Source organism: Kribbella sp. NPDC104740 (genome assembly GCF_055583505.1).
This window is the reverse complement of record NZ_JBVJNV010000001.1, coordinates 1,677,468-1,703,847: the sequence shown is the minus strand read 5'-3', so window position 1 is coordinate 1,703,847 and position 26,380 is coordinate 1,677,468. Positions and strand designations below refer to the sequence as shown.

Sequence of the window (26,380 nt, the reverse complement as noted above, 5' to 3'; positions counted from 1 at the left end):
GATTCTCCAGTCAGACGATCGTCACGCGGTCCTGCCGCTTCACGGCGAGCCGGCGGTAGAGCTGGTTCTGGCACCAGTAGGCGTCGATGCCGGTGATCTGCCCGTCGGCGACGGTGAACCGCCAGGCGGTGTCCAGGTCGAGGTGCTTCTCCTGGTTGATCGCGTCCAGGAAGTCCGCGGCCTGGGTGCCCTCGATGGTGAACTCGGCGACCACGACCGGGCCGAGCTCGATCACGTTCTTCACCGTCAGCAGCAGGTCGGGGAACGCGGCGACCACGTCGGTCAGCAGCTTGCGGACCACCTTCTTGTCGCCGTTGCGGACCTGCAGCGGGTGCACGGTGACCTGGACCTGCTCGGACACGGTGCCGAGCGCGGCTTCGACGTCGCCGGTACGGAACCCGGTCAGGAAAGCGCTGACCGCCGCGGTGCCGCTCACAGCAGTTCCAGCGACTTGAGGACCGCGTCGGCGGTCGCTTCGGTGGAGTACGGGTTCTGGCCGGTGATCAGGTTCCGGTCCACCACCACGTGCGAGGCCCAGGCGTACGGCGCGTCGTCGAAGATCGCGCCGGCGTTCTGCAGCGCGTCGGCCAGGAACCACGGCATCCCGAGCCGGCCGATCCGGTTCTGGTTCTCCTCGTCGTCGGTGTAGCAGGTCAGCCGGAACCCCTCGAACAGCCACTGGCCGTCCGCGCGGTCGGGCGCCGCGAGCAGCAGCGCCGGGCCGTGGCACAGCGAGGCGATCAGCGCGTCCTTGGCGTGCAGGATCGCGAGCAGCCGCCGTACGTCGGCGTTCTCCGGCAGGTCGACCATCGGGCCGTGCCCGCCGGGCGCGAACACGGCGTCGAACTCCCCCAGCTGCGCGTCGGTCAGCTCCGACAGCGCGACCGGCGACCGGAAGCCCTCGATCGCGTCGAGCTCGGCGCGACGCTGGTCGGCCAGCGCCTGCGCGTCGGCGTCCAGCTCGGCGACCGCCGTACGGAGTACCGCCTCGGGCAGACCGCCGTCCAGGCCCTCGGCGAGCATGACGTCGACCAGCGGCCGGTCCTGCTGCCAGGCGAGCTTCGCGGCCCGGCTGACCAGGTCGTGCGCCTCGGCCGGCGTACGGCCGGCTCCGGCCAGGCGCTGCGCGATCCTGCGGGCGGCGACCAGGTCCAGCTCGGTCGACTGGTGCAGGGTGATCCGGATGTCGTCCGGGTCGTGGTGGAAGGTCCGGTAGACCGAGGCGAAGTAGTCCCGGTCCGGGTCGGGGTGGTGGAAGACCGGTTCCAGCCCGTACGGGTCGGGTACCGGAGGCCGGCCGTCCGGGGTGATCACCACGACCTCGGCACCGGCCGCGACGAAACGCTGGTACGACTTGAGGGCCTCCTCGGCCCAGTAACCGGTCGGGTGACCGGGAGCCTCGACGAGATCGATCTCCCGCGCACCGGACACCAGGAAGGCAATGCGAGCCATGTGAACTCCCGAAAGCGGATTCGACTTTCGAGGAACGTACGGTCGTCCGGGCCGCGCCCACATCACAGAATCCTGCTGGTCAGTAGCGGATTCCGGCACCGCCCGGCACCGATGCCGGGATCCGGTCGGCTGATCCCGGGATCCGGTCGAAACCGGGTCCGGGCCGGTCCGCCGAGCGGTGAACTTGTGCATCATCGGGCGCACGGCGCCCGCCGGAGGTACGCTCCACAACACCCTTCCCTGGGAGACCGCGATGACCGATCCGCTGACCCCGCTCGAGTTCAAGATCACCTCCGGCGACCTGATCGCCGAGCTGAAGTCGCGTGCGCACACCGTCGGCATCAACGAGAGCGACTACCCCGGGCTGACCATCTACCGGTTCGAGTCGCCGGCCGAGCCGCTGTGGGAAGAGGTCCGCGAGCTGCATCTGTGCGTGATCGCGCAGGGCCGCAAGTGCATCCGGATGGACGAGACCGACTACTACTACGACCCGTTCACCTACCTCGCGATCCCGGGCAACCGGCCGTTCCGGACCGAGATCCTGGACGCCAGCCCGGAGAAGCCGTTCCTGTCCTTCGGGCTGCAGATCGACGCCGACCTGGTCCGGCAGGTCTCCGCCGACATCCTGCTCGAACGCGAGACCGCGGTCTTCAGCCCGCCGCGGCCGCCGGCCGACGCGGCGTTCTTCTCGGCGCTGGACAGCAGGATGATGGACGCGATCCTGCGCTTCCTGCGCTCGCTGGCCACCCCGACCGACCGCCGGGTGCTCGCGCCGACGTACCTGAAGGAGATCGTCTACCGGGCGCTGCAGGCCGAGCAGTACTCGCGGCTGGTCGAGCGCGCCGCCAGCGAGAGCGGCAGCAACCCGGTCAGCGCGATCATCGACTACGTCAACGCGCACCTCGCCGAGCCGCTGACCGTGAGCGACCTGGCCGAGCGGGCCTTCATGAGTCCGTCGGCGTTCTCGCACCTGTTCCGCGACGCGACCGGGCGGTCGCCGTACCAGTTCGTCAAGGAGATGCGGCTGAACCGCTCGCGCGAGCTGCTGGCCGAGAACCGGTGCACGATCACGCAGATCTCCAAAGCCGTCGGGTACGGGAGCACCTCGCACTTCATCAACGAGTTCCGGGAACGGTTCGGGGCGACGCCGCGGGCGTTCAGCGACACCCTCGGCGGCGCGCGGGCCGCGGCGCGGTAGCGGATTCCTGCGCGGGTTCTGCGGATTCCTGCGGGGGTTGTCCGGAGGGCTGTCGGGCAGGGTGGCCGGCTTCGTCTAATGGGCCGAGACACCTACCCGAGAGAGGGACTCCCATGACCCGTGCCCTGATCGCTGTCACCGGCGCCGACCACTGGACGCTGGCCGACGGCACCACCCACCCGTGCGGCTACTGGCCGGAAGAGGTCAGTACGCCGTACCGCCTGTTCGCCGAGGCCGGTCTCGAGATCGTGATCGCGACGCCGGGTGGGGTCGTGCCGACCGCTGACGAGGCTGGTTTTCGGGCTGAGTACAACGGCGGGAGTGCCGCGCAGGGCGAGCTGCTGCGGGAGCACCTGCAGTCGATCGCGGAGCTGCGGGCGCCGGCGGTGCTGGAGGACGTCGAGGTCGACGGGTTCGACTTCGTGTTCGTGCCAGGTGGGCACGGGCCGATGGAGGATCTGGCCGAGGCCGCGTTCTTCGGGGCGCTGGTGCAGGACTTCACTGCTGCTGGGAAGCCGGTCGCGGCGGTGTGCCACGGGGTGGCGGCGTTGCTGCCCGCACGTGGCGAGGACGGCGAGTGGTTGTTCGCCGGGCGGAAGGTGACGGCGTTCAGCAACGTCGAGGAGGAGCAGGCGGGCCTCGCCGCGCGGGCGAAGTGGCTGCTGGAGGACCGGCTGAAGGAGTCGGGAGCGGCGTACGTGGCGGGGCCGGAGGCGTGGGGCGAGTTCGTGGTGGTGGACGGGAATCTGTACACCGGGCAGAACCCGGCCTCGTCGGGCGCACTCGCTGAGAGGCTGATCGCCGACAGCGGTCGCTGATCCGAGTGGTGGAACTCATGTTTCCCCGCGTGGCCGGGCGGCGATGATGGTTGCGGACTTTCGCCGCGTGGGAAGGGTGAGTGGATGACGTCGGGTGAGTGGTCGTTCGAGGATGATCTGGGGCAGCGCGTCGGGCTGGCGGCGGTGCCGCGGCGGGTGCTGGCGTACGGGCAGGCGGCGGAGACGCTGGTGGCGCTCGGGGCGCCGGTGGTCGGGTTCTTCGGGTCGCAGCATCAGGCGGACAGCGGAGCGGCGGGAGCTGTTGGTGGGTTGCCGCTGGTGGGAGCCGGCGATGCGGTCGACCTCGAGCAGGTCAAGGCGCTGGAGCCTGACCTGGTCGTGAGCGTCAGCTACGCCGGTGAGGTGTACGGCGTGTCCGAGGCGGTCGCGGCGCAGCTGCGCGAGGTCGCGCCGGTCGTGCTGATCCGGATCGCCGGGGACGTGTCGCTCGCGGGCGTCATCGGCCGGTTCCACGCGCTGGCCGCCGCGCTCGGCGGTTCGGTGGACGACGACGAGGCCGCGCTGACCGCGGCGTTGGAGAAACTCCAGGGCTCGCCGCAGCTCCTGGCGCTCTCCGGCGGTACGCCGACCGACGCGTACGTCGCCAACCCGGCGTACTGGCCGAGCCTGCGGCTGCTCGCCGACGCGGGCGTCCCGTTCGCGCCGACGAGCGCGAAGGGCGGCTGGGAGGTCGTCAAGTGGACCGACCTCGGCACGACCCATCCCGCCGACGTGCTGCTCTACGACCAGCGCGGCAACTCGCTCGGCGCGGAGCAGCTCGCCGAGATCCCGTCGTGGGGCGAGCTGCCCGCCGTACAGGGCGACCGCGTGCAGCCCTGGAATCCCGAGCCGACCTTCACCTTCGCGGCCGCGGCGGCTTTCGTCGACGGGATTCCTCGCTAGCTTGGGGGCATGACTCAGCTGTACGGCGAGACCGGTCCGGTAGTCCTCCTGCTCCCCGGTGGAGCTGAACGGACCGAAGGGTTCTTTCCCGGTCTCGTCGAAGGCCTGCTCGACGACCCCGGCTGCCGGGTGATCGTGCACGACCGGCCCGGCACGGGCCGATCAGTGGCCGAGGGCAACCTCACCACAGCGCCGCTGCACCTGCACCGGCTGCTGCAGGAGTTCGGGCCGGCGGTCGTCGTCGGCCAGAGCCTCGGTGGTGCGGTGGCGACGCTGCTCGCGCGCCAGTACCCCGAGGATGTCGCCGGGCTGGTGCTGATCGACTCGACGCCGGTGATCGACCCGGCGCTGAGCCGCCGGATCGAGACCGTTGCCCGCGTCACCGGTCTGCTCGGCCGAATCCCCGGGGCACGCGAAGGTCTTGCCGCCCTCGTACGCCGATCGCTGGAACGCGCTGCCACCGATCCGAAGACCAGGCCCGACTGCGCGGCGGCGTACCGGGCGACCGAGCTCGACTTCGGGAAACTCGACCGCGCGGTGCACGGCCTGGCCGCGCTGTCGGAGGGCTTCGACCTCGCCGATCTGCCGAATGTCCCCTCCGCCGTGATCACCGCCGATCGCAAACCCACAGCCGCCATCCGTCGTAGCCACGAGCAACTGGCGACGGCGCTCGGCGCCGACCTGCTCACCTGGCCCGGCGCCACTCACTCCGCCCACCTGACGCACCCCGACGAGGTGCTGGCCGCCACCCGCGCCGTCGTACGCCGGACCCTGGGCTGAAAACTCCTGTGTTTCTTGGTGATTAGGGCCGGTGACTGCGGGTACCGACAAGAGCACAGGGCGTAACGATGTTGCGCAGGGCAAACGAGAGCGAAGGGCGGTACCTCTCATGAAGCGGGTTGCTCGAGCAGTTGCGGTCGTCTCCATCGCGGTGGCCGCGTTCGGCGGTACGGCGACGGCGGCGAACGCGCAGACCACCAAGATCCAGGCCCAGGGCGAGGTCGCCTGCGGGTACGACTTCGACAAGTGTCACCTGCAGTGGTTCGACTACGGGTTCGTCAAGAACTACATCGTCAGCAAGATCTACTACAGCGGCGGCGGCTACCACTTCTACTGGTGGAACTGACCCGGCGACCGGCCGAAACACCTACCCGACGTACGTCAGGGTCTCGGTGAGTGGGGCTCGGCCGGTTCGCGGTGCCGGGGTGGACTCGTAGCCGATGGACATGCCGCAGAAGAGGGTCAGGTCGGCGGGCGGGGAGAGGATGTCGGCGACCGTGCGGTGACACTTGGCCCAGGCCATCTGGGTGCAGGTGTGCAGGCCTTCGTCGCGGCAGAGCAGCATGACGGTCTGCAGGTACATGCCGACGTCGGACCACTGGGCGGGGCCCATCGCGCGGTCCAGGTAGCAGAAGAGGGCGGTCGAGGCGCCGAAGCAGTCCCAGTTCGCGATCGCGGCGCGGTGCCGGGCCTCGAGGTCGTCGCGGGGGATGCCGAGCGAGCCGTAGCGCTGCTCACCGAAGGCCGAGCGACGATCCCGGTACGGCGACTTCAGCGCCGGCGGGTACTGCTGGTACTCCGGCTCGTCGAACGGGTCGCCCGCCGCCACCCGTTCGCAGGCGCGCTTCTTGAGCTCCGCCAGCGGCTCACCCGTCACCACGTACGCGTGCCAGGGCTGCAGGTTCGACGCGGACGGCGTCCAGGCCGCCGCGGTCAGGACCCGGTCCAGCGTCCGGCGCGGGACCGGCCGGTCGGTGAACTCGCGGACCGCTCGGCGGCTGGTGACTGCCTCGTAGACGTCCATGACTCCTGTCTCTTTCAATCGACTGATTATGTATCGAATGAGAAGGTATCATTCGATACGATCAAGCAAAGCCGATCTGAGGAGACCCCTGATGCCCACGTTGCTGCACCTCGACTCGTCCGTGTTCCCCGGGGAACGGTCCGCGTCCCGGGCCGTCACCGACACCTTCCGCCGGACCTGGCAGGAGCAGCACCCGGACGGCACGGTCGTCTACCGCGACCTCGCCGCCGCACCGGTGCCGCACATCACCGCCGACGCCTACACCGCCGGCCTCAGCGACCCGGCGAGCCACTCCCCCAAGCAGACGGCCGCGCTCGCGGCGCGGCTGGAGCTGATCGAGGAGCTCGAGCAGGCGGACGCCGTACTGCTCGGTGCGCCGATGTACAACTACGCGATCCCGTCGACGCTCAAGACCTGGCTGGACAGCGTGCTGCTGCCGGGACGGACCTCCGGCGACGCGCCCTCGTCGAAGGGCACGCCTGTGGTCGTGGTCGCCAGCCGCGGCGGCTCGTACCGGCCCGGTACGCCGCGCGAGGACTGGGAGTTCGTGCAGACCTACCTGCGCAAGGTGCTCGGCGAGAGCCTCGGCCTGGACGTCGAGTTCATCGTCCCGGAGCTCACGATGGCACCGAAGATGCCCGCGATGGCCGAGCTGATCCCGCTGTACGAGCGCTCCCGCGAGCAGGCGCTCGAGGACGCGGTCACCAAGGCGAAGGAGCTGGCCGAGCGGCCGGCGTCGTAGCGGCTACCCGGCCGGGTAGGCGAGCTTCGTGAGCAGCCGGACCAGCTGCTCACGCTCGCCGTGGTCGAGCCCGGCGACCAGCCCTTCGGCCGAGGGCTCCGCCGCGACGTGCGCGGCGTCGAACAGCTCGATCCCCGCCGGCGTGATCGCCACCGACCGGGCCCGCCGGTCGCCCGGCACAGCCTGCCGCTCAGCCAGGCCCTTGCGTTCGAGGTCGTCGACGATCCGCATGATCCCCGCCTTGTCCGTCCCGGCGGCGGCGACCAGGTCCCGCTGCAGCGTCGGACCTTGGTTGACCAGCACGATCAGGACGGAGAAGTGCCGCAGCTCGATGCCCAGCGGGCGGAGCGCCTCCGACATCAGCGCACCGGCGCGCGCGTGCGCCTGGCGCAGCAGCAGGCCGAGCGCGAACGGCGAGGCGTCACCGGGACCGTCGGTCGCCCGGCCACCGCCGGTACGACGAGGTGCGGTCATGCGCGCCATCGTACCGACGAGGTTCAGTGCCGCACGGTCGGGCGGAGCTGTTTGCGCGACGTGATGCCGAGCTTGGCGAACACCTTGCGGAGGTGCCATTCGACGGTGTGCTGGCTGAGGAACATCTGGGCGCCGATCTCGGCGTTGGTCAGGCCGGCACCGGCCAGTTCGGCGATGTGGGCCTCCTGGGGGGTCAGGGTGTCGGTGGCGCGGTCGGTGCGGTGTCCGACGGCTTCGCCGGTGGCGACGAGCTCGTGGCCGGCGCGGTCGGCGAAGGCGTCGGCTCCTGAGGTGCTGAACATCTTGTACGCCGTCCGCAAGTGCTCGCGGGCGTCCTGACGACGGCCCTCGCGGCGCAGCCACTCGCCGTACACGAGATGGGCGCGGGCCAGCTCCATCCGCATCCGGGTGCGGCCCAGGCGCTCGATCGCCTCCTCGTAGGAGGATTCATCGGCGTCCGTGCCGAGCAGCGCCTTCGACCGAGCCAGTACGCCGAGCGCCCAGTCGGTGCCGCAGGCCTCGGCCATCGCCCGCAGGCGCTCGAAGGCGTCAGCGGCCAGCTCCGGCCGGCCGCTGCGGGCAGCTGCCTCGATCAGCTCGGGCAGCGCCCAGCTCGCGATGCTCAGCTCCTCCGGGAACGCCGACGCCTCGCGGGCCGACGCGAGCGCCTTCTGGTACTGCGCCAGGCCGTTCTGCAGGACGGCCTGCGCGTAGTGCGCGTTCGCGACGCCGTTGCCCTCACCGCGCGACTCGGCCTCCTGCGCGCTGAGGGCGATCCGCGCCGCGGCCTCCTCCGGGTGCCCGCGCCAGGCCGCCAGACAGACCTCGCCGTACGGCGTCAGCGCGGCCCCGGTCATCTCGTTGATGGTCTGGATCTCGGCGGCCAGCGCCGCGGCCTTGGCGATCTCGCCGGAGAACAGGCTGAGGTTGATCCGGTGGTTCAGCACGTACGGCAGCTCGGTCAGCGAGCCGTTGTCGCGGGCGATGCCGAGGTTCCGTGCGGTCAGCGCCTCCCACTGCTCGTCGTCCCACAGGTGGATGGCCAGCAGCGAACCGTGGCCCAGCCAGCGCATGTCGTCGATGTCCGGCGGCCCGACGGCCTGGGCGAACGCCCGTACGGCGTCCTGCGCCGGCTCGATGCCGGCCGGGTACCCGTCGGTGTAGAGCACCGCGAGACCGTGCAGCACCAGGTCCCGCTTGCGACTCAGGTCCGCCGCGGGCAGCTTCCGGGCCGCGCGGGCGACCGCGGTCAGGCCCGTCGCGCCCGCCATCCGCCCGGCGAACAGCGCGGCGCCGAGCGCGTTCAGGTACGTGTCCCGGGCGAGATCGAGATCGATCGGTTCGAGCCGCCGGGCGGCCTCGACGAGCAGCGGCGGCGCTTCGACGCCGTGACCGGAGAACAGCGTGACCTGGGCGCGGACGAGATTCACCCGCGCGTTGTGCGCGGGGTCCGCCGGCCCTTCGCCGGCCGTGACGAGCAGCCGGAGCGTGGTCTCGAAGTCGCCCGCGCCCATCGTCGCCTGAGCAGCGGCCAGGGCCCGGGTCGCCCGCGTCGCCGGGTCGGGCGTGAGGTCGGTCGCCCGCTGCAGGAACGCCGCCGTCGCGGCCATCCCGCCGCGACGCTGCGCGCGATCGGCGGAACCGGCCAGCTCGGCGGCGATCTCCTCGTCAGGCCCGGCAGCGCCGTGCGCGCGGTGCCAGGCCCGGCGGTCCGGGTTCAGCTCGGGGTCGATCGCCTCCGCGAGCGCTTGGTGAGCGCGACGGCGCGTCGCGGGATCGGCGACGCGGTTCGCCGCGGAGCGCACCAGCGGATGCCGGAACCGCACTGTCGTTCCGATGTCGATCAGCCGGTCCGCCTCGGCCGGAGCGGCGGCGGTCACCGGGATGTTCTGGATCGCCAGCGCACGGATCAGCAGCGGTACGTCGCCGACCGGTTCGACAGCTGCGGTCAGCAGCAGTTGCTGCGTCTCCGGCGGGAGTGCCTGGACCCGGGTCACGAAGCTCTGCTCGATCTGGTTGGGCAGCGGCCGGGTGTCGAGGCGCTGGAAGCCACCGGCCAGCTGACTCGCGGTCAGACTCCGCGGCAGCTCCAGCAGCGCCAGCGGGTTGCCGCGCGTCTCGGCAACGATCCGGTCCCGGACCCGTACGTCGAGCCGCCCGGGGACGACGGAGTCGAGCAGCTCGGCGGCGTCGTGGTCGTGCAGGCCGCCGACCGCCAGCTCGGGGAACGCGTGCCACTCGGGTCCGGCGACCGGCTCGCGCAGCGCGAACACCAGGCCGATCCGGTCCGCGAGCAGCCGCCGTCCGACGAAGGTCAGCGCCTGGACGGACGCCTGGTCGAGCCACTGTGCGTCGTCGACGACGCACAGCAGCGGCGTACTCTCCGAGCCCGACGACAGCAGGCTGAGCGCGGCCGCGCCGACCAGGAAGCGGTCCGGCGGCCCGCCGAACTCGAGCCCGAAGGCGACGCCGAGCGCGTCGCGTTGCGGCTGCGGCAACTGGTCGTCGCGCTCGATCAGGGGTGCGCACAACTGATGCAGCCCGGCGTACGGGAGTTCCATCTCGGACTCGACGCCGGAGGCGCGGACGACGTGGCAGCCCTCGGCGCGCGCGGCCAGGTAGTCGAGCAGGGCGGACTTGCCGATGCCGGCCTCACCGCGGACGACCAGGACCTGCCCGTGGCCGGTGCGCACGCGCGACACCACGTCGTCCAGCCGATCACACTCCGTCCGGCGCCCGCGGAGCTCGGGCTCCGAACCGACGATCGACACGGTCATCACCCCAGCCCTGAGGCTAGCCCCGGAATCCGCAGTCCCGATAGGCGTTGCCGGTCGATCACTGCGCGTCCCATGCCGACCGCAACGAGTTCAGGACTCCGACCGGGTCCAGCCCGGCGCGACCTGTTCCCACTCGCCGGCCCAGTCGCGCAGCCGGCGCCGGTCGACGGAGAGCCGCACCAACCGGTACAGACCCCACAGCGCCGGCCAGGTCACGAGCAGCAGGCCGAAGCCGGCAGCCGTTCCGAGCGCGGAGCTGTCGGCGAGCTTGCCGACCGTCGTACCGAGTGCTGTGCCCACCCTTCTGTGTAAGAGGTTGACGTCCAGCTGCGTGACGGGTGGTACCGAGAGAAGTCAACCAGCGTTGACTTCTCTTGTACGGTGGGAGGATGAAGAAGTCGGAGCGGACCCGGGCGGCGATCCTGGAGGCCGCGCGCGAGCAGTTCGCGGCGTTGCCGTACGGGCAGGTGAGCGTGCGCGCGATCGCGACCCAGGCGCAGATCGACCCGGCGATGGTGGTGCGGTACTTCACCAGCAAGGAGTCGCTGTTCTCGACCGCGATCGACGTCGACCTGCACCTGCCGGACCTGCGCGACGTCGACACGGCGCAGCGCGGCGAGGTGCTGTTGCGGCACTTCCTGGCGATCTGGGAAGGCGACGACAAGCAGACCGCGCTGCCGATCCTGCTGCGGTCCGCTGCCACGCATGAGGCCGCCGCAGCCCGACTGCGCGAGGTGTACGTGAAGCAGCTGCGCGCGATGGTCGCGACGGTCGCGCCCGACCAGGCGGCGCGCCGGGCCGGCCTGATCAGCAGCCAGCTGCTCGGCATCGCCCTCACGCGGTACGTGCTCCGCCTGCCCGACATCACCCGGCGCAAGCCCGACGGCCTGGTCGCGGACCTCGCGCCCGCGATCCAGCGGTACCTCACGGACGACCTTCCGAAGGACTGAGCTCCTCCCGTACGACGCTGAGCTCGATCGCGTCCCGCAACGCGGCCAGGATGTACGCCGGGACGTCGAGTCCCTGCTCCTTCGACCAGAGCAGCTCGCGTTCGACCCGGCTGACCTGGCGCGCGACCTCCAGCAGGTCGCGGTCGAAGTCGAGCGCCCGGGCGACGTCGCCGAAGTCGGCTTGCTGCTTGCGGTTGTTCACCCCGACCAGCCCGAACGACCGGCGGCGCAGGATCCGCACGAGCTGGAGCTGCCAGTCCTTCAGCCCTTCCTCGCCGATCAGCGCCTCGGCCGACAGCCGGTAGAACGCGAAGTGGCCGGGCTCCTGGCGTTTGATCGGCGCGATCACGGTCTCGGCGATCGCCCGCTCGCCCAGGTCCTGCAGGCCGTCGACCAGCCGCGAGTAGGCGATCACGGCGGAGCGTTCGGTGGCGGCGCCGGTCAGGTAGTAGAGCAGCCGGATCACGCCGAGCATGCCGGGCAGGTGCGACAGTACGCCGACCAGCCGCATCTTCGCGCTCAGCCGCAGGTCGGTCGCCTCCGGTTCCAGGCCGAATCCCTGCTGGACGGCGTCGAGCAGGATCCCGTGCTGGAGCTCCTGCGGCGACCAGACGTCGTGGTAGAAGAACCGGTCGACCTCGGTCGCGTCCGGCATCAGCGCGCGCAGCTCGAGCACGTTCCGCTCGACCTCGAGCTCGACCCGGGTCAGGTAGTTGAACACCCCGCCGTACCGGCGGCGGACCGCGGCCGGGTCGTGGATGGTCAGGTCGGCGGCGGCCAAGGTCAGCGGCGGGTGCTCCTCGGCGAACGTCTCGACGAACCGCCGCAGGCCTTCCTGGGTGGCCCGGCCGGGTCGGGCGGGGGCGTGCATCTGCGTCATGGCCGCACCTGACTTTTTGTCAATGGCTGTTGACTTCGACGGTAGGAGGGCGCCGGAAAGAAAGTCAACCCGTGTTGACTTTTTGTGTCCGGACTCTCAGTGGACCGGTCCAGGCCGGCTTCTGTGACACCGGCCGCTCCCTGTCACAGACCGGGGCCGCGCCTGGTCCAAGGGGGTAGGGACGACTCCTCGGGAGGTGCTTCATGACGGTGATCGACCGCCGGCCGGCGACCGCTGACGGCCTGGCCGCGCTCCCCCGTCCGGTCGCCGTCGTGGCCGGTGCCGGCGGTGTTCTGGGGGCCGCGCACGTCGGCGCCGGGTACGCGCTGGAGCGCCGCGGCTTCGTCCCCGACCTGATCGTCGGCACGTCGGTCGGCGCGCTCACCGGAGCGATCGCGGCCGCCCACCCCGACACCGCCGCACCCTGGCTGGACGACGTGTGGCGGCAGTTGCGGCGCCGCGAGGTCTTCCCGCTCGGTCTGTCCGCGCTGGCCGCGAGTGTGTTCACCGATCGCGGACTGCGGCGTCTGATCGCGCGCGCCGGGCTGCCGTCACGGATCGAGGACCTCGCCATTCCGTTCACTGCGGTCGCCACCGATCTGGCCACCGGTGGTGAAGTGCTGCTCGACCACGGCGACCTCGAGTCGGCGTTGCTCGCCAGCGCGGCGATCCCGGGGATCCTGCCGCCGGTGGATCGCGACGGGCGGATGCTGGTCGACGGCGGAGTCGTTGCCTACGTCCCCGTTCTCGCGGCGCAGCGGGCCGGGGCGGCGAGCCTGGTCGTGCTGACGACCGGCCCCGAGAGCTGGCCGCTGCAGCCGACGGTCCCACGTCGCCGCGCGGGCGCGATCGCGGCGCGGGCCGGGTTGTTGCGGTTGCACCACCAGATCGAGTGCGACCTGCACGAGGTCGCCGAGCACCTGCCGACCGTCGTCCTGCCGACCGGGATCGACACCTGGCCGGCCTGGTGGGACTTCGGGCACGCGGACCGGCTGATCGACACCGCCTGCAGCACCGCGGACCGGTTCCTGGACGGTCTGCGGATCGACGGCCCCGGTCTGTACCGGGCCGCCGGCCCCGAGCCGGCTTCGGCCGGCCCGGACGAGGGAGCGCGTTCCTACGAGCGGAGGTCCGGACGATGAGCACGATCGCCTTTCTCAACATCGCGATGCACGGGCGGGTGAACCCGACGCTGCCGCTGGTCGCGGAGCTGGTGCGTCGCGGGCACACCGTCACGTACCACACGTCGCCCGCGTTCCGGGCCGAGATCGAGGCCGCGGGGGCGAGCGTTCGGGTGTACTCCGGCGGGGATCAGCCGTTGCCTGATCCGCCGACACCGTTGGCTTTGCTGGCCGGGCTGGCGGAGACCGCCGTCGAGGTGCTGCCGGCCGTGCTCTCGGATCTGTGCGGGATCCGGCCGGATCTGATCGTGCACGACGCCGCGTGCCCGTGGGGTGCGGTGGCGGCGCGGGAGCTCGACGTACCGGCGGTGTCGTCGTACACCACGTTCGCGTTCAACAGCCGGGTGCCGAGCCCGACCGCGGTCTCCCGGGAATTGTTGTCGTCGGCAACCACCAGTCCGCGGATCCTGCGGCGGTTCGTGAGCGCGCGGCGCAAGCTCAACCGCCAGTACGACGCGAGCGGCCTCCCGGCGGTTGACCTGGGCAACATCCAGCAGCCGCTCAACCTGGTCTACACCTCACCGGAGTTCCAGCCCGGGGTCGAGGAGCTGGACGACTCGTACCGGTTCGTCGGACCGAGCATCGGCGCCCGCCCGGACGACCGGACGTTCCCGCACGACGAGCTGCACGACCCGGTCCTGTACGCCTCCCTCGGCACGGTGTTCAACGCGAACCCGGAGCTGCTCCGCACCTTCGCCGTCGCCCTCGCGCCGCTGGCCGGCACCGCCGTGATCGCCAGCGGGCAGACCGATCCCGCCGCGCTCGGTGAGCTTCCGCCGAACGTCGTCGTCCGCCGCTTCCTGCCGCAACCGGCCGTGCTCGCCCGCGCCGCACTGTTCGTCACCCACGGGGGGATGAACAGCGTCAACGAGGCCCTGTACGCCGGAGTCCCGATGCTCGTCATCCCGCAGGGCGCCGACCAGCCCCTGGTCGCCGCCCGCGTCGTCGAACTCGGCGCGGGACTGTCGATGCCGACGCTGGCGGTCACCGAGGGCTCGGTCCGCGCCGCCGCGCGGCGGTTGCTCGAGGACCCGCGCTTCCACTCAGCCGCGGCGAAGCTTCGGACGTCGCAGCAGCGCGCCGGAGGCTTCCACCGTGCGGCGGACGAGATCGAGCGCTACCTGATCGCGAAGCACCCGCCGATCGCCCCGCTGGCCAAGCAGGCGCCGGCCGCGTCGGCCGCGTCGCCAGTCGCATCACCCCGCCACCGCAAGGCCGCGCGATGACGCCACTGGTCGTCGTACTGCTGCTGCTCGCCGGGCTGTCCGAGGCGGCCGGTCGCGTGCTTCCCCTCGTAGTCCGCGGTCCCAAGCTCTCGCGCCCCTCGGTCATCGGTCTCCTCGCGGCCGGTGCCGTGGTCGAGGGCATCGTCTTCGCCCTCTGGCCCTTGACCGCCTGGACGCTCGCCGAGCTGGTCACCTCACCGGCCGGCAGCGAACTCACCTGGACCCCCGGCCTGGTCGCCCCACTCATCTTCACCGCGGTCCTCGCCTTCCCCCTGCTCGGCCCCTTCCTCCACCTCCTGCTGTTCATCGGAGTCGGCTTCGGCCTCGCCGGTGCACTCGCGACCGACTGGACGACCGCCGCCGTCTGCGTGGCCGTCGCCGGGGTCGGTCTCGGCGCCGCCGTCGAGGTCGTCCGCCGCCTGGTCGTCCGCATCACCGTCCCGACCACCCTGGAGCCGGTGACATGAACGACTTCCTGTTCTGGGTCATCCTGCTCGGCCCGGCGCTGCTCGCCGAGGGTCTGCTCGCCCGGTACGAAGTCCTCGTCTACAGCGCCGGTTGGCGCAGCCCCACCGCCGTACTGCCGGAAGGCGTTCCGTACGCGCGCGGTGCCGCGCCAGACCTCCCACCGCTGGCGTACCTGGTCTACCTCGACGGCATCGGCAAGCGCCGAGCCCGCGACACCCGCGACGGCGGCCAACTGGTCAAGGCCCTGATCGACGGCGCCCCCGAACTGCGCATCCTCGGACAGGTCCAGCCGTACTCACCACTCGCTGCCCCGCTCGCCGACCGACCGGTCTGGTCCTGGCTGCGCAGCCACGCCGGCCTGCTGCTCTTCCTGCACAACGTGATGCAGACCTTCGTCGCCGCCGATCACCGCTACCGCCCGCTCTACAACCGGGCCGTCGGCTCCCAGATCGCGACCCAGCTCCGCCTCGCCGGCTACGAGCCCGACAGCCGCATCCCGGTCGTCCTGCTCAGCTACAGCGGTGGCGCCCAAGTCGCGACCGGCGCTGTCGAGGAGCTGCACCGGCAGCTGCACCCGCCGCTGCTGCTGATCTCGATCGGCGGCTTCCACAACGGCGCGAACGACGTCAGCCAGGCCGACCAGCTGCATCAGCTGACCAGCGCCAGCGACTGGATCGAGCGCGTTGGCACTCTCATCTTCCCGCAACGCTGGCGGCTGTTCCGCTGGAGCGCGTGGAACCGCGCGGTCCGCGAGGGCCGCGTCACGAAACACCCGCTGGACCCGGCCACGCACGTCGGCCCGGCCAGCTACATCAGTCCGACCGCCGCGCTCCCCGACGGCCGCACGTTCCTGGACCGCACCACCGCAACGGTGATCGCGATCGTCCGGGATCGCTACCCGTTGCCATCCGCCGTACAGAACAGGACATCCACACCATGAGGAACTCGCAACGCTCCACCCGGCGGCCGTCGTTGGTCGCGCTGCTCACCGCACTCGTGCTGGTCGTGATCGGCCTCAGCCCGAGCGTCGCCTCGGGCACCGGTCAGGGCAGCCCGAAGCCGACCGTCGTCCTGGTGCACGGCGACTGGGCCGACGCGTCGGGCTGGAACAGCGTCATCAAGCGGCTCCAGAACGACGGCTACCGGGTGGTCGCCCCGCCGAACCCGCTGCGCTCGCTGTCCACCGACGCCGCGTCGGTCCGGGCCTACCTGGACACGATCAGCGGCCCGATCGTGCTGGTCGCGCACTCGTACGGCGGTGCCGTCATCTCCAACGCGGCGACCGGGCACCCGGGGGTGAAGGCGCTGGTCTACGTCAACGCATTCATGCCGGACACCGGTGAGAGCATCGGGCAGCTGGCCGGGCCGGACTCCGCGCTGTCGGCCGACCCGACCACGATCTTCGACTTCGTCCCGGCCACGCTGCCGCCGACGCCGGCCACGGAGGTCTACCTGAAGCGGTCGACGGTGTTCACCGCGTTCGCGACCGGGCTGAGCTTCGAGGACAAGTCCCTGGTCGCGGCCACGCAGCGGCCCGCCACCCTGCTGTCGATCAACGAGCCGTCCGCGACGCCGGCGTGGCGGACGATCCCGTCCTGGGCGCTGGTCGGGACGAAGGACCTGATCATCCCGATCGACGTCCAGCGCTCGATGGCGAACCGGGCGCGGTCGAGCGTCACGACGTACGACGCCGGGCACCTCGGGCTGATGTCGCAGCCGGGTGCGGTGGTGAAGGTGGTCGAGCGCGCGGCGAAGGCGGTCACGCGGTAGTCGGTCACTGTGCGCCGGGCCGAGCTCGACGGCCCGGCGCACGCTGCTGCCCGGGGCGGGACGCGCGTAGTGGCGCCCGTGGGCGCACCACGTGATCACCACGCACTCCCAGGGGCGCGGGACCACGGACCCCACGGCGACGGTGGAACCAGCACCGAGAGGAGCCGGGACCGTGACCATCCAACTGATCGACCGCCCTGTGGAAGACGGCCTGTCCGCCTTCGTCAGCGCCCGCCCCCGGCTGCTGCGGATCGCCTCGAGGGTGCTCTCCAGCCCGACCGACGCCGAGGACGTCGTCCAGGAGATCTGGCTGCGCTGGCAGCGCACCGACCGGTCCGTGGTCGCCGACCCGCACGCTTTCCTCGTCACGATGACCGTCCGCCTGTCGATCAACGTCGCGCAGTCGGCGCGGAGGCGCCGCGAGACGCCGGTCGGCGAGTGGTACCAGGACCAGATCGGCAGCACCGACGACGACCCCGCGACCGAGGCCGAGCTCGCGGAGCAGGTCGAGCACGCGGTCCTCACCCTGCTCGGCAGCCTCCCGCCGCGCGAGCGGGCGGCGTACGTGCTCCGGGAGGCCTTCGACTACCCGTACGCGCGCATCTCCGAGATCCTGCACACCGGCGCCGCCAACACCCGCCAGCTGGTCAGCCGCGCCCGCACCCACCTCAGCGCCGACCGCAACAACCCGGTCTGCCCGGCCGCCCACCACCAGCTCCTGCAGGCGTTCCTCAAGGCCGCCCGCGCCGGCGACCTCACCGATCTCGAGGCCCTGCTCATCGCGGATCTCCCCGCAGAACTACGGGCGGGCTGAGCAACCCCGACGCCAGGTGGTCGGCCGCGTGCTCGACGTCCTGCAGCTCGAACCGGTTCCCGTACTGCTTCGTCACCGCCTCGACCACCGCCCCGAGCTCCTGATCAGCGGCCAGCGCGTTCGCGCCGGTGTTGTGCACGACGATCCGCACCGCGTTCTTCCCGGCCCGTACGGCGTCCGTCACCTCCACCCGGTACGGCGGCGCCCACACGCTCCCGCAGCGCACCTCGTTCACCCACACCTCCGCCGCCACCCCGACCGGCGGCAGCAGCAGCGCCTGGAACGAGTTCTCCGGCAGGTAGTCCGCTCGCTCCACCGGCTTCCCGTCGCCGAAGTCCAAGAAGACCTGGGCCGCCGCGGGCAGCTCGACCTCGGTCAGATAGGCAGCCGACCCCGAGTACGCCGGCCGCGACTCCTCCCAGCGGTGCGGCAGCGTCACCGGCTCAGGCCCGGCACCGAAGTCGACCAGCCACGACCCGTCCATGCGCCCCACGACCTCGACCTCCTGCCCGACCTCGGGCTCGGTCCCCACCTCTCCCGCGGTCGGCACGAGCACCACCGACCCATACGGATGCAACGTCACCCACGACCCGACTACCCGAGTCTCGCCCGTCGCCGCATCCCACCGCTCGAACGCGTCCGCCACCCCGAACCGGAAACTCCGCACCTCGTTCCCGGTGTTCGCCAGGAAGTACACGTCCGCGTCATCCAGCCGCCGACGCACCACGCCGACATCCGGCGCAAGCCCGTCCGGCAGCCGACCGGTCAGATTGCTGACCACCTCACACCGCTCCAGCCAAGCCCGAGTCCGCTCCGGAACGATCGCCCCCTCCGGCACCACCACCAACCCACCCGGCTCCAGCACCTCGACCGCGTCGTCGTCGACCAGATCGAAGTCCAGCCCCGACTCCCTGATCTGCCGCGGAATCTCCGCGCCGATCCGATCGCGAGCAGCCCGGTACAGATTCACCGACCCCCGAGCAGCGGCGTACACATCAGAGGCCGGCACGTAGACCTTCACGTCCCGCACCGGCGTCCCCTGCTGCAGCAACCACGACACCCGGTGCAACGCCCCGAACAACTCACCGGCGACCGGCCACCAGGGATTCCGGTCGTCCAGTGCCCCTGCCGCGTAGAAGATCCACCCGGCACCCGCCGGCGAGTACGGCCACCCGTGCCCGATCAGCTGGTTCACCCCCGCCAGGAAGTGCTCGTGCGCCTCCCCCTGCAGGTCCAGCGGCGTCGCCCGGAACGACGGTGAGTGCACCCAGGTCCACACCTCCGCCGACACCACCTGCCGTCCGTACGCCGCCGCGGCCGACGCCGCCCACCGCGTCTCCGGCACCCGCGTCCATCCCCAGCCCTCACCCTCGAACAGGTCCGCCGACCGGTAGCTGCTCACGGTCGCGCCCGGTTCGCCGTAGCTCTGGATCCGGAACGGCACCCCGTGCCCGGCCGCCCAGCGCTGGAAGACGGCGACGAAGTTCTCCTCGTACAGCTCCGCCAGCGTGCGCTGGAAATCGATCCGCACCTGCTGTGCGCCCGGCGCGTCAACCAGCAGCTCCCACAGCCGTGGCTGCAACGAGTACCCACGCCGGGCCGTGAACTCCTTCAGCAGCTCCGGCGTCCAGTCCGCGCCGTACACCTCGACGCTGTCGCAGAACACCGACCCGACCAGCTCCGGCCCGGCCGCCCGCAGGAACGGCTCCGCGACCGCCGCGATGTGCTTCTCCGCCGCGGCGACGCTGTAGTGGTCGAGCACCGGTCCTTCGGCCCCCGCCGCCGCGCGCTTCACGTTCTGCCCGGTCAGCCGCGAGGTCGCGATCAGCACCTCGCGCGGCCCCTTCCCGGGCGGCACGTGGATCACCCCGCCGTCCACCACCAGCTCCTCGTACGCCGCCGGCGCGGCGCCCTCGCCGACGAACGCGGCCACGACGTCGTCCCCCGGCCAGGCCTCGACCACCGGCACCTGGAGCGCCGCCGCGCCGATCTCCCGGCGGTCCCAGCCGAGCCCGCGCGCGGCGTGCTCCGGACCGATGTGCCCACCGCCGTACGACCAGCCGCTGCCCAGCGTGAGGTCGAACCGCAACCCCAGCTCACGCGCCGTCCGCGCGGCGTACCCGAGATCGGCGAGCAGCGCCTCCGAACCGAACTCCGCGGTCACCGGACCCATCGGGTAGACGAACGCGACCTCGACCCCACCCAGCCCCGCCGCAGCCATCGCCCGCAGCTGCCGCGCGATCTCGCCCCGCTCGACCGAGGGCCCGAACCACCACCAGCGCATCATCGGCCGGCCGTCGGCCGGAGGGTTGCGGAACTGGCGTCGTACGTCGTCCAGGGTCGCCATCAGCCGGCCTTCCCAGTCGCCCACGGTGCTCGTCCTCCCACCCCATCGCGCCCGCCGCGACCACGTCAACGCGGCCCCGGCGCGGTGTCCGGGATCGGCCACCGTCACAACCGCGCCGGGTGGGTGGTCCTACCTGTGCCGATCGGAGGTCACCGTGACAGACAGGCAGGGCGTCGTACTGGTGCTGGGCGACTCCAGCGGCTGGAACAGCGTGGTGGAGCGGCTGCTGGTCCGGTCGATCGAGGTCGTCGCGGTGGCCACGCCGTGGCGCGAGCTCGCGGCCGACGCGGCGGGCGTGCAGGAGGCGATCGCGGGCGTCGGGCGGCCGGTGGTGCTCGTCGGCCACTCGTACGGCGGCACGGTGATCACCGCCGCGGCCGCGGGCGACGCGGCGGAGGGCGTCCACCCCCGCGTGCGCGGGTTGGTCTACGTCTCGGCGTTCGCGCCCGACGTCGGCGAGTGTGCTGCCGACCTGATGTCGCCCGACGGGACACCTCCAGAGGCACCCAGCGAAGCACTGCACGCGCCGCTGACAAGCGTCGTACCAGCCTGGAAATCTCTCCCGTCGTGGTTCGTCTTCGGCGACGAGGACCTCACCATCCCCGTCGCCCAGCACCGCGCAATGGCCCGCCGAGCCGGCGCCCGTGGCATCCGCGAGGTCGCAGGCGCCACCCACACCCTCCACCGCTCCGCACCAGATGTCGTGAGTGCCGCCATCGCCGACGCGTTGAAGGGTTGATCACTCCTCCTCACCGCAGGCCTCGCAGTACGCCAGATCGTCGTGCCGCAACCGGTACAGCTCCAGCCGCGTGTGGTGGTAGTCGTCGGTCTCCCCGATCCACTCCATCCCGATCCGACGCGCCGTCGCCGCCGCCCGCTCGTTCGACGCCCCGACGAGCGCGAACAACTCGTCCACGTTCGCGTGATGCATCGACCACCGCGCCAGCGCCTCACCCGCCTCCGCGGCGTACCCGTGTCCCCAGGCCGGCCGAGCGAGCTGCCAGGCGATCTCGACGTCCTCCCACGGCGCCAGCCGCAGCAGTGCGACGCCGCCGACCAGCCGCTCCGCATCACGCTCGCGGACCGCCCAATGACTCACCGGCTTCACATCACCGGCCTGCCACTCCCGCAGTACGGCGCGCATCGCGTCCTCGTCCGGCACCCGCTTCATCTCGGGCGTCAGCCAGCGCGTCACCTCCTCGTCGCCGTAGATCGCCAGGGCGTCCGGCGCGTCCTCCTCGCGCCACGGCCGCAGTACCAGGCGTTCGGTCTCGATCATCGGGTCCATCACGTCCTCCGGAGTAGTCGGCACCCACTGAGACCGGACAGACTGCTCCCCTGTGACACGGGTCGCGTCACACCTGAGCGGGCTGCGTTGTCTTCTTGGTAGGAGGACAAGAAAGGGGAACCGTCCATGCGCAAGATCGTGGTCGTCGGTGGCGGGTACGCCGGGTTCTACACGGCGTGGAAGCTGGAGAAGAAGCTCCGCCGCGGCGAGGCCGAGGTGGTCGTCATCGACCCGCGGCCGTACCTGACCTACCAGCCGTTCCTGCCCGAGGTCCTGTCCGGCGCCGTCGAGGCCCGGCACGCGGCCGTGTCGCTGCGCCGCAACCTGCGCAAGACCAAGATCGTGTCCGGGTCGGTGACCAGCATCGAGCACGGCCGCAAGACCGTGACCGTGCACCCGGCGCAGGGCGACGACTTCGAGATCCAGTACGACATCCTGGTCGTCACCGCCGGTGCGGTCACCCGGACCTTCGCTGTCCCGGGGCTGACCGAGCAGGCGATCGGGATGAAGCACGTCGAGGAAGCGGTGGCGGTGCGCGACCGGCTGCTGACCGCGTTCGACGAGGCGTCCGTCCTGCCGCCCGGTCCGGAGCGGCGCAAGCTGCTGACCGTCACTTTCGCCGGTGGCGGGTTCGCCGGCGTCGAGGGCTTCGCGGAACTGCTCTCGCTGGCCCGCAAGCTGCTCGACTTCTACCGCGAGCTGAGCGCCGACGACCTCGCGTTCCACCTGGTCGAGCTGAAGAACCGGATCCTGCCCGAGGTCACCGACCGCCCCGGCCAGTGGGTGGTCGAGCAGCTCGAGAAGAAGGGCGCGCACGTCCACCTGAACACCTCGGTGGTCTCCGCCGTCGACGGCCACGTCATCCTGTCCAACGGCGTGGAGTACGACGGCACGCTGATGGTCTGGACCACCGGCAACGCCTCGCCGCACCTGGTCCGCAACCACACCGACCTGCCGGTCAACGCGCAGGGCCGGATCCAGGTCCGGGCCGACCTGCGGATCGGTACCGACGACGAGATCGTGCCGGACGCGTGGGCGGCCGGCGACGACGCCGCCGTACCTGACCTGGCCTCGCCGATGCCCGGCACGTTCACGACGCCGAACGCGCAGCACGCCGTACGGCAGGGCAAACTGCTGGCGAAGAACCTGATCGCCTCGCTGCGCGGGCGGGCGCCGAAGAACTACGAGCACCACAGCCTCGGCGCGGTCGCGACGCTCGGCCTCGGCACCGGGATCTTCCAGTTCCGCAAGATCGTCGTGAAGGGCTTCCTGGCCTGGCTGATGCACCGCGGCTACCACGTGCTGGCGGTGCCGACCTGGGACCGCAAGATCCACGTGCTGGCGGTGTGGATCACCGCGGTGTTCTACGGCCGCGACATCGTGTCGCTGGCGTCGGTGCAGCGGCCGCGCGAGGCCTTCGTCACCGAGGCCGACGAGCCGCGTGCAGCAGTTGCATCGTCAGTCGCCCCTCGCTGAACAAGCGCGTGAGCCGCTCGCCCTGGCGGGCGGCCAGCGCGTACGCCGGCGTCGCGCGGTGCCGCGCGGCGACGGCCCGGGTGACCTCCTCGACCCGGCGCGACCACGACAGTGGTGCTGCGTCGGGTCGTGTCGTCTGTTCGAGCAGCGTGAAGCCGGTGGTGGCGAGCAGACTGTTGAGCTCGTACTGGGTCGGGAAGTGGTTGCCGTCGGGGGTGTTGTGGATTTTGTTGTCTTGGGCAACCACCACCAGGAGGCCCAGGGAGGCGCCTGGTTCGAGGACTCGGTGGATCTCGCTGAGGAGCTTGGGTTTGTCCTCGACGGTGCAGAGGACACCCAGGCACCACGCGGTGTCGATCGACTCGCTGCGGAGCGGGATGGCGGTGCCGTCCGCGGTGACGACCGGCAGGCCGAACAGCCGGGACGCTGCTCGGGCTGCCGACGGCATCGGCTCCAGAAGGATCGGCCGTACTCCGAAGCGCCGCGCGGCCCAGGCTGCCGGGCCGCCGACGCCGGCGCCGACGTCCAGGAGCGTCGTACCGGCCGAGAGCTCGCAGGCCTCGGCCAGCCAGGCCAGCGCGGCCGGGCTCGCGCTGCCGCGGCAGGCGGCCGGTATCGCGTACCGGTCGCCGAGCCGCTCCACCGCATCAGCCGTCCACCCCGCGACGTCGCCGAACTCGGCCGCCATCGCCGGTGCTGTCATCTTCTCTTCGCTGTCTCTCGATCAGTTGGACAGCGCCGCGACGGCCTCGATGATCACCTCGGCGATCGGGCCAGGCTGCGACACGCTCAGCGCGTGCGACCCGCCCGCGATCTCGCGCGTCACCCGCGCCCCCGCCCGCTCCGCGAAGTACCGGTGCGCGGCGACCGGGATGTTCAGGTCCTGGTCGCTGATCACGAACCACGACGGCGCCGTCCGCCATCCCGGCGAGTCCGTCGGCAGCGGGTCGGTCAGCGCCTTCTCCGTCACCGGCCGCTGCGTCGCGGCCATCAACGCCGCCTCCTCCGCCGGTACGTCGGCGCAGAACTGCTGGTGGAACCGATCGTGCCGGATGTACAGCTCGTTGCCACCCGTCGCCACCGGGTAACCGGCCAGCGCCTCCCCCAGCGTGCTGCCCGGGAACTTCGCCGACAGCTCCAGCGCGCTCTCCCCGTGATCAGGCGTGAACGCGTCGACGTACACGAGCCCCACCACCGCGTCGTTGTGCGCCGACGCCTCGGTGATCACCATCCCGCCGTACGAGTGCCCGACGAGCAGCACCGGCCCACCGATCCCCGCGATCACGTCCCGCACGTACGCCGCGTCGCCGGCCAGGCTGCGCAGCTGGTTGCCCGCCGCCACCACCTTCAACCCCTGCTCCAGCAGCCGCGAGACCACCCCGTTCCAGCTGGCCGACTCCGCGAACGCTCCGTGCACCAGCACGACGGTCGGTTTCTCACTCATGACTCTGCTCTCCCCTGACTGACGAATGGCTGTCACGAGCTTGGACCGGACAGCCACCCGCCCTGTGACGGGTGGCAGGGAATTCGTCCGCGCTCAGAGCTGGCGGACACCGCCGTCGACGAAGATCTCACCGCCGGTCATGAAGCTGCTCTCGCTGTTCACCCGAATACCGCGCGGCGCCAGCTCCGCAGCCCAGACGCGGCCGAAGGAGCGGATGGCCGCCTTCGAGGCGGCGTACACGGTGAAGTTCGGCGTACCGTCGGTGGCCGCGCTCGACCCGGGCAGGACGATCGCGGCGCCGTCGTTCAGCACCGGGAGCGCCTTCTGAACGGTGAACAGCGTGCCGCGCACGTTGATCCCGAACGTCCGGTCGAACTGCTCCGGCGTGACCGCCTCCAGCGCGGTGAACTCGCCACCGCCCGCGTTGGCGTGCAGCACATCCAGTCCGCGCCCGAAGCGCTCGATGGTCGCGAACAGCGCGTCCAGGTCGTCGAGGTTGCTGATGTCACTCACCACCCCGGTGACACTTCCGCCCGCCGAGATCTCGGCCACCGCCGCGTCGAGCTCGTCCTTGCGGCGCCCGGTCACGAAGACGTGCGCCCCCTCCACCGCCATCCGCCTGGCCGACGCCAGACCGATCCCGGTCGTGCCTCCGGTCACCAGCGCGACCTTGTTCTCCAGCTGTCCCATCAGATTTTCCTTCCCTCGAGGTTGTTGGTCAGATCCGCCAGCCGCCGCCACTCCGGCCGCGGCAGCGGTGTCGCCGAGAGCAGCTGGACGGCGACGTGGTCGGCGCCCGCGTCGAGGTGCTCCTGCAGCCGACGGCGTACGGCGTCGTCGTCGCCCCAGCCGATCAGCGCGTCGATCAGCCGGTCGCTGCCACCCGGCACGAGGTCCTCGTCGGCCCAGCCGAGCCGGCGGAGGTTGTTGCGGTAGGCCTCGAACCCGATGAACATCCCGAGCTGCTCGCGGGCGATGCCACGCGCTTCCGCCGGGTCGTCGCTGAACACGACCGCCTGGTGCGGCGCGATCAGCGCCTCCACACCGAGACGCTCGCGCATCGCCGCGGTGTACTCCGGGCTGACCAGGAACGGATGGATCCCGGCCGTCCGCTGCGCGGCGAGCGACGCCATCCGCGGGCCAAGCGCACCGATCAGCGTCCGCTGCTTCGCGATGCCGACGCTGTCCAGGTAGTTGCTGACAGCATCTACCGGGTTGCCGAACGCCTGCCCGGCTGCCTGAGCGGCGTTGCGGTCACTGACGCCGAAGCCGACGACCGAGCGTTCGCCGTACCGGGCGTCGAGCTCGTGCAGCCGCGCCGAGACCGTCTCCGCCTGCTGACGCCAGATCCCGAGCACGCCGAGCACGACGTGTGTCTCGGGCGCGGCCGAGAGCAGCGCGCCGGCGTCATCGAAGACGCCGTTGCCGTCTAGACCCGGGATCCAGACCGCCTTCAGCCCACCATCAGCCAGCTCGGCCACCGCATCCGCGACGCCGGGCCGGGCCGCGTCGCGCAGTCCCATGCTCCAGACGCCGATCGGACCCAAGGCCCGGTCCTGCCACCAGCTGCCCACGACATCCTCCTTCGAGTTTTTAACCACTCGGTTCGTAAATCAAGCTAGCAGCGGTTGAGCGTTCATGCAAAATTTCTGACCGCTCGGTTAAGAACTGGTACGCTGGGCCGCGAGGAGGTGTGGCATGCCAGGTGGGCGGCCGCGGACGTTCGATGAGGACGAGGCGCTGGAGCGCGCTGTCGAGGTGTTCTGGCGACAGGGGTACGAGGGCACGTCGATCAGCGACCTGACCTCGGCGATGGGCGTCAACAAACCGAGCCTGTACGCCGTGTACGGCGGCAAGGCCGATCTGTTCAAGCGGGTCGTCGCGCACTACGCCGAGCACGACATGGCGTACGTGGCGGCCGCTCTGCGGGAGCCGACCGCGCTCGGCGTCGTACGGCGGTTTCTGCACGACAACGTGATCGCGCTGACCCGCGAGGGGAAGCCGCCGGGGTGTCTGTCGATTCAGGGCGGGGTCGCGTGCAGTTCGGAGAACCAGGACATCGCCGAGTTCCTGGCCGCGAGCCGTCTGGGTGGTGAGAAGGCGTTCGCGGAGCGCTTTCGCGCGGATTCAGTGCCTGCGCCGGAGACCCTCGCGCGGCTGCTGATGACGATCTCGGAAGGGCAGGCCGTGCATGCGGCGGCCGGGGTCTCGCGGGCCGACCTGCAGCAGTCGGCGGATCTGGCGGTGCGGGCCTTCGAGGGGTTGTTGGGTTAGGTCGCCGGAACCCGCCGGGGTCGCTCGTACGTCGTACTCGCCGACAAGACACACGCCCACCGGTCGTCACGGCCGGATCTTGCGGAGGTAGTGA

General features: G+C 71.2%; 29 protein-coding genes. 16 read left to right on the top strand and 13 right to left on the bottom strand.

Annotated features, from left to right (window positions below; all coding sequences use genetic code 11):
* Positions 1-10: 10 nt before the first annotated feature.
* Positions 11-436: a nuclear transport factor 2 family protein gene (locus tag ACZ6Z4_RS07965; protein WP_465559554.1), complete on the bottom strand. Its 426-nt coding sequence runs from the start codon at positions 434-436 to the stop codon at positions 11-13.
* Positions 433-1,452, bottom strand: a complete 1,020-nt coding sequence (locus tag ACZ6Z4_RS07960; RefSeq protein ID WP_465559551.1) for a DJ-1/PfpI family protein — start codon at positions 1,450-1,452, stop codon at positions 433-435. The genes ACZ6Z4_RS07965 and ACZ6Z4_RS07960 overlap by 4 nt, the downstream gene beginning before the upstream one ends.
* A 253-nt stretch (positions 1,453-1,705) precedes the next feature.
* Here ACZ6Z4_RS07960 and ACZ6Z4_RS07955 point away from each other — a divergent pair, with 253 nt between their 5' ends.
* The 5 genes from ACZ6Z4_RS07955 (at position 1,706) to ACZ6Z4_RS07935 (ending at position 5,497) form a co-directional block, all read left to right on the top strand.
* Positions 1,706-2,650, top strand: coding sequence for an AraC family transcriptional regulator (locus ACZ6Z4_RS07955; protein ID WP_465559548.1), 945 nt, complete (start codon positions 1,706-1,708; stop codon positions 2,648-2,650).
* Positions 2,651-2,763: 113 nt separating this feature from the next.
* Positions 2,764-3,468, top strand: a complete 705-nt coding sequence (locus tag ACZ6Z4_RS07950; RefSeq protein WP_465559545.1) for a type 1 glutamine amidotransferase domain-containing protein — start codon at positions 2,764-2,766, stop codon at positions 3,466-3,468.
* Positions 3,469-3,552: 84 nt separating this feature from the next.
* A complete protein-coding gene (locus tag ACZ6Z4_RS07945; protein ID WP_465559542.1) occupies positions 3,553-4,371 on the top strand; it encodes an ABC transporter substrate-binding protein in 819 nt (272 codons plus the stop codon).
* 9 nt (positions 4,372-4,380) lie between these two features.
* Positions 4,381-5,151, top strand: coding sequence for an alpha/beta fold hydrolase (locus tag ACZ6Z4_RS07940; protein ID WP_465559539.1), 771 nt, complete (start codon positions 4,381-4,383; stop codon positions 5,149-5,151).
* 109 nt (positions 5,152-5,260) lie between these two features.
* Entirely contained in the window at positions 5,261-5,497 is a 237-nt protein-coding gene (locus ACZ6Z4_RS07935; protein ID WP_465559536.1) for a hypothetical protein, read from the top strand.
* A gap of 21 nt (positions 5,498-5,518) precedes the next feature.
* Here ACZ6Z4_RS07935 and ACZ6Z4_RS07930 read toward each other — a convergent pair whose 3' ends face one another.
* Complete coding sequence (locus ACZ6Z4_RS07930) at positions 5,519-6,175, bottom strand: nitroreductase (RefSeq protein ID WP_465559533.1); 657 nt, start codon at positions 6,173-6,175, stop codon at positions 5,519-5,521.
* Positions 6,176-6,266: 91 nt separating this feature from the next.
* Here ACZ6Z4_RS07930 and ACZ6Z4_RS07925 point away from each other — a divergent pair, with 91 nt between their 5' ends.
* Complete coding sequence (locus tag ACZ6Z4_RS07925; protein WP_465559530.1) at positions 6,267-6,917, top strand: FMN-dependent NADH-azoreductase; 651 nt, start codon at positions 6,267-6,269, stop codon at positions 6,915-6,917.
* A 3-nt stretch (positions 6,918-6,920) separates the two neighbouring features.
* On the opposite strand, the gene ACZ6Z4_RS07920 is transcribed toward ACZ6Z4_RS07925, so the two are convergent.
* The 3 genes from ACZ6Z4_RS07920 to ACZ6Z4_RS07910 all read right to left on the bottom strand — a co-directional run bounded on the left by ACZ6Z4_RS07920 (position 6,921) and on the right by ACZ6Z4_RS07910 (position 10,468).
* Positions 6,921-7,391, bottom strand: coding sequence for a MarR family winged helix-turn-helix transcriptional regulator (locus ACZ6Z4_RS07920; protein ID WP_465559526.1), 471 nt, complete (start codon positions 7,389-7,391; stop codon positions 6,921-6,923).
* Between the two features lie 23 nt (positions 7,392-7,414).
* The gene (locus tag ACZ6Z4_RS07915; RefSeq protein WP_465559523.1) at positions 7,415-10,168 is read right to left on the bottom strand and encodes an ATP-binding protein; all 2,754 of its coding nucleotides are present in this window, start codon (positions 10,166-10,168) and stop codon (positions 7,415-7,417) included.
* A 90-nt stretch (positions 10,169-10,258) separates the two neighbouring features.
* Positions 10,259-10,468, bottom strand: a complete 210-nt coding sequence (locus tag ACZ6Z4_RS07910) for a hypothetical protein (protein WP_465559520.1) — start codon at positions 10,466-10,468, stop codon at positions 10,259-10,261.
* Positions 10,469-10,557: 89 nt separating this feature from the next.
* On the opposite strand from ACZ6Z4_RS07910, the gene ACZ6Z4_RS07905 reads away from it, so the two are divergent.
* Positions 10,558-11,118 (top strand): TetR/AcrR family transcriptional regulator, encoded by a 561-nt coding sequence (locus ACZ6Z4_RS07905; RefSeq protein ID WP_465559514.1) that lies wholly within the window; start codon positions 10,558-10,560, stop codon positions 11,116-11,118.
* Here ACZ6Z4_RS07905 and ACZ6Z4_RS07900 read toward each other — a convergent pair.
* Complete coding sequence (locus ACZ6Z4_RS07900) at positions 11,093-11,998, bottom strand: GTP-binding protein LepA (RefSeq protein WP_465559511.1); 906 nt, start codon at positions 11,996-11,998, stop codon at positions 11,093-11,095. The two genes, ACZ6Z4_RS07905 and ACZ6Z4_RS07900, sit on opposite strands and share 26 nt — an antisense overlap.
* 203 nt (positions 11,999-12,201) lie before the next feature.
* On the opposite strand from ACZ6Z4_RS07900, the gene ACZ6Z4_RS07895 reads away from it, so the two are divergent.
* The 6 genes from ACZ6Z4_RS07895 to ACZ6Z4_RS07870 all read left to right on the top strand — a co-directional run bounded on the left by ACZ6Z4_RS07895 (position 12,202) and on the right by ACZ6Z4_RS07870 (position 17,457).
* On the top strand, positions 12,202-13,140 hold the full coding sequence (locus tag ACZ6Z4_RS07895) for a patatin-like phospholipase family protein (protein ID WP_465559508.1): 939 nt from the start codon (positions 12,202-12,204) through the stop codon (positions 13,138-13,140).
* Complete coding sequence (locus ACZ6Z4_RS07890) at positions 13,137-14,405, top strand: macrolide family glycosyltransferase (protein ID WP_465559505.1); 1,269 nt, start codon at positions 13,137-13,139, stop codon at positions 14,403-14,405. Before ACZ6Z4_RS07895 ends, ACZ6Z4_RS07890 begins: the two co-directional genes overlap by 4 nt.
* A complete protein-coding gene (locus ACZ6Z4_RS07885) occupies positions 14,402-14,872 on the top strand; it encodes a hypothetical protein (protein ID WP_465559502.1) in 471 nt (156 codons plus the stop codon). The genes ACZ6Z4_RS07890 and ACZ6Z4_RS07885 overlap by 4 nt, the downstream gene beginning before the upstream one ends.
* Positions 14,869-15,813, top strand: coding sequence for a hypothetical protein (locus ACZ6Z4_RS07880; RefSeq protein ID WP_465559498.1), 945 nt, complete (start codon positions 14,869-14,871; stop codon positions 15,811-15,813). The genes ACZ6Z4_RS07885 and ACZ6Z4_RS07880 overlap by 4 nt, the downstream gene beginning before the upstream one ends.
* Entirely contained in the window at positions 15,810-16,643 is an 834-nt protein-coding gene (locus tag ACZ6Z4_RS07875) for an alpha/beta fold hydrolase (protein ID WP_465559495.1), read from the top strand. Before ACZ6Z4_RS07880 ends, ACZ6Z4_RS07875 begins: the two co-directional genes overlap by 4 nt.
* A 172-nt stretch (positions 16,644-16,815) precedes the next feature.
* A complete protein-coding gene (locus ACZ6Z4_RS07870) occupies positions 16,816-17,457 on the top strand; it encodes a sigma-70 family RNA polymerase sigma factor (RefSeq protein WP_465559492.1) in 642 nt (213 codons plus the stop codon).
* Here the strand turns inward: ACZ6Z4_RS07870 and ACZ6Z4_RS07865 are convergent.
* Entirely contained in the window at positions 17,420-19,828 is a 2,409-nt protein-coding gene (locus ACZ6Z4_RS07865; protein WP_465559489.1) for a glycosyl hydrolase, read from the bottom strand. The genes ACZ6Z4_RS07870 and ACZ6Z4_RS07865 overlap by 38 nt on opposite strands.
* Positions 19,829-19,958: 130 nt before the next feature.
* Here ACZ6Z4_RS07865 and ACZ6Z4_RS07860 point away from each other — a divergent pair, with 130 nt between their 5' ends.
* Complete coding sequence (locus ACZ6Z4_RS07860) at positions 19,959-20,543, top strand: alpha/beta fold hydrolase (RefSeq protein WP_465559486.1); 585 nt, start codon at positions 19,959-19,961, stop codon at positions 20,541-20,543.
* On the opposite strand, the gene ACZ6Z4_RS07855 is transcribed toward ACZ6Z4_RS07860, so the two are convergent.
* Positions 20,544-21,116, bottom strand: coding sequence for a GNAT family N-acetyltransferase (locus ACZ6Z4_RS07855; protein WP_465559483.1), 573 nt, complete (start codon positions 21,114-21,116; stop codon positions 20,544-20,546).
* Positions 21,117-21,218: 102 nt separating this feature from the next.
* On the opposite strand from ACZ6Z4_RS07855, the gene ACZ6Z4_RS07850 reads away from it, so the two are divergent.
* Positions 21,219-22,568 (top strand): NAD(P)/FAD-dependent oxidoreductase, encoded by a 1,350-nt coding sequence (locus ACZ6Z4_RS07850; protein ID WP_465559480.1) that lies wholly within the window; start codon positions 21,219-21,221, stop codon positions 22,566-22,568.
* On the opposite strand, the gene ACZ6Z4_RS07845 is transcribed toward ACZ6Z4_RS07850, so the two are convergent.
* The 4 genes from ACZ6Z4_RS07845 to ACZ6Z4_RS07830 form a co-directional block, all read right to left on the bottom strand.
* Entirely contained in the window at positions 22,513-23,271 is a 759-nt protein-coding gene (locus ACZ6Z4_RS07845) for a class I SAM-dependent methyltransferase (protein WP_465559476.1), read from the bottom strand. The two genes, ACZ6Z4_RS07850 and ACZ6Z4_RS07845, sit on opposite strands and share 56 nt — an antisense overlap.
* A 21-nt stretch (positions 23,272-23,292) precedes the next feature.
* Positions 23,293-24,012 carry an alpha/beta fold hydrolase gene (locus ACZ6Z4_RS07840; protein ID WP_465559473.1) on the bottom strand — a complete coding sequence of 240 codons (720 nt, stop codon included), beginning with the start codon at positions 24,010-24,012 and terminating at the stop codon, positions 23,293-23,295.
* Between the two features lie 93 nt (positions 24,013-24,105).
* Positions 24,106-24,702, bottom strand: a complete 597-nt coding sequence (locus tag ACZ6Z4_RS07835; RefSeq protein ID WP_465559470.1) for an SDR family NAD(P)-dependent oxidoreductase — start codon at positions 24,700-24,702, stop codon at positions 24,106-24,108.
* A complete protein-coding gene (locus ACZ6Z4_RS07830; RefSeq protein WP_465559465.1) occupies positions 24,702-25,586 on the bottom strand; it encodes a TIGR03620 family F420-dependent LLM class oxidoreductase in 885 nt (294 codons plus the stop codon). Before ACZ6Z4_RS07830 ends, ACZ6Z4_RS07835 begins: the two co-directional genes overlap by 1 nt.
* A gap of 124 nt (positions 25,587-25,710) precedes the next feature.
* Here ACZ6Z4_RS07830 and ACZ6Z4_RS07825 point away from each other — a divergent pair, with 124 nt between their 5' ends.
* Complete coding sequence (locus tag ACZ6Z4_RS07825; RefSeq protein WP_465559462.1) at positions 25,711-26,286, top strand: TetR/AcrR family transcriptional regulator; 576 nt, start codon at positions 25,711-25,713, stop codon at positions 26,284-26,286.
* Positions 26,287-26,380: the final 94 nt, after the last annotated feature.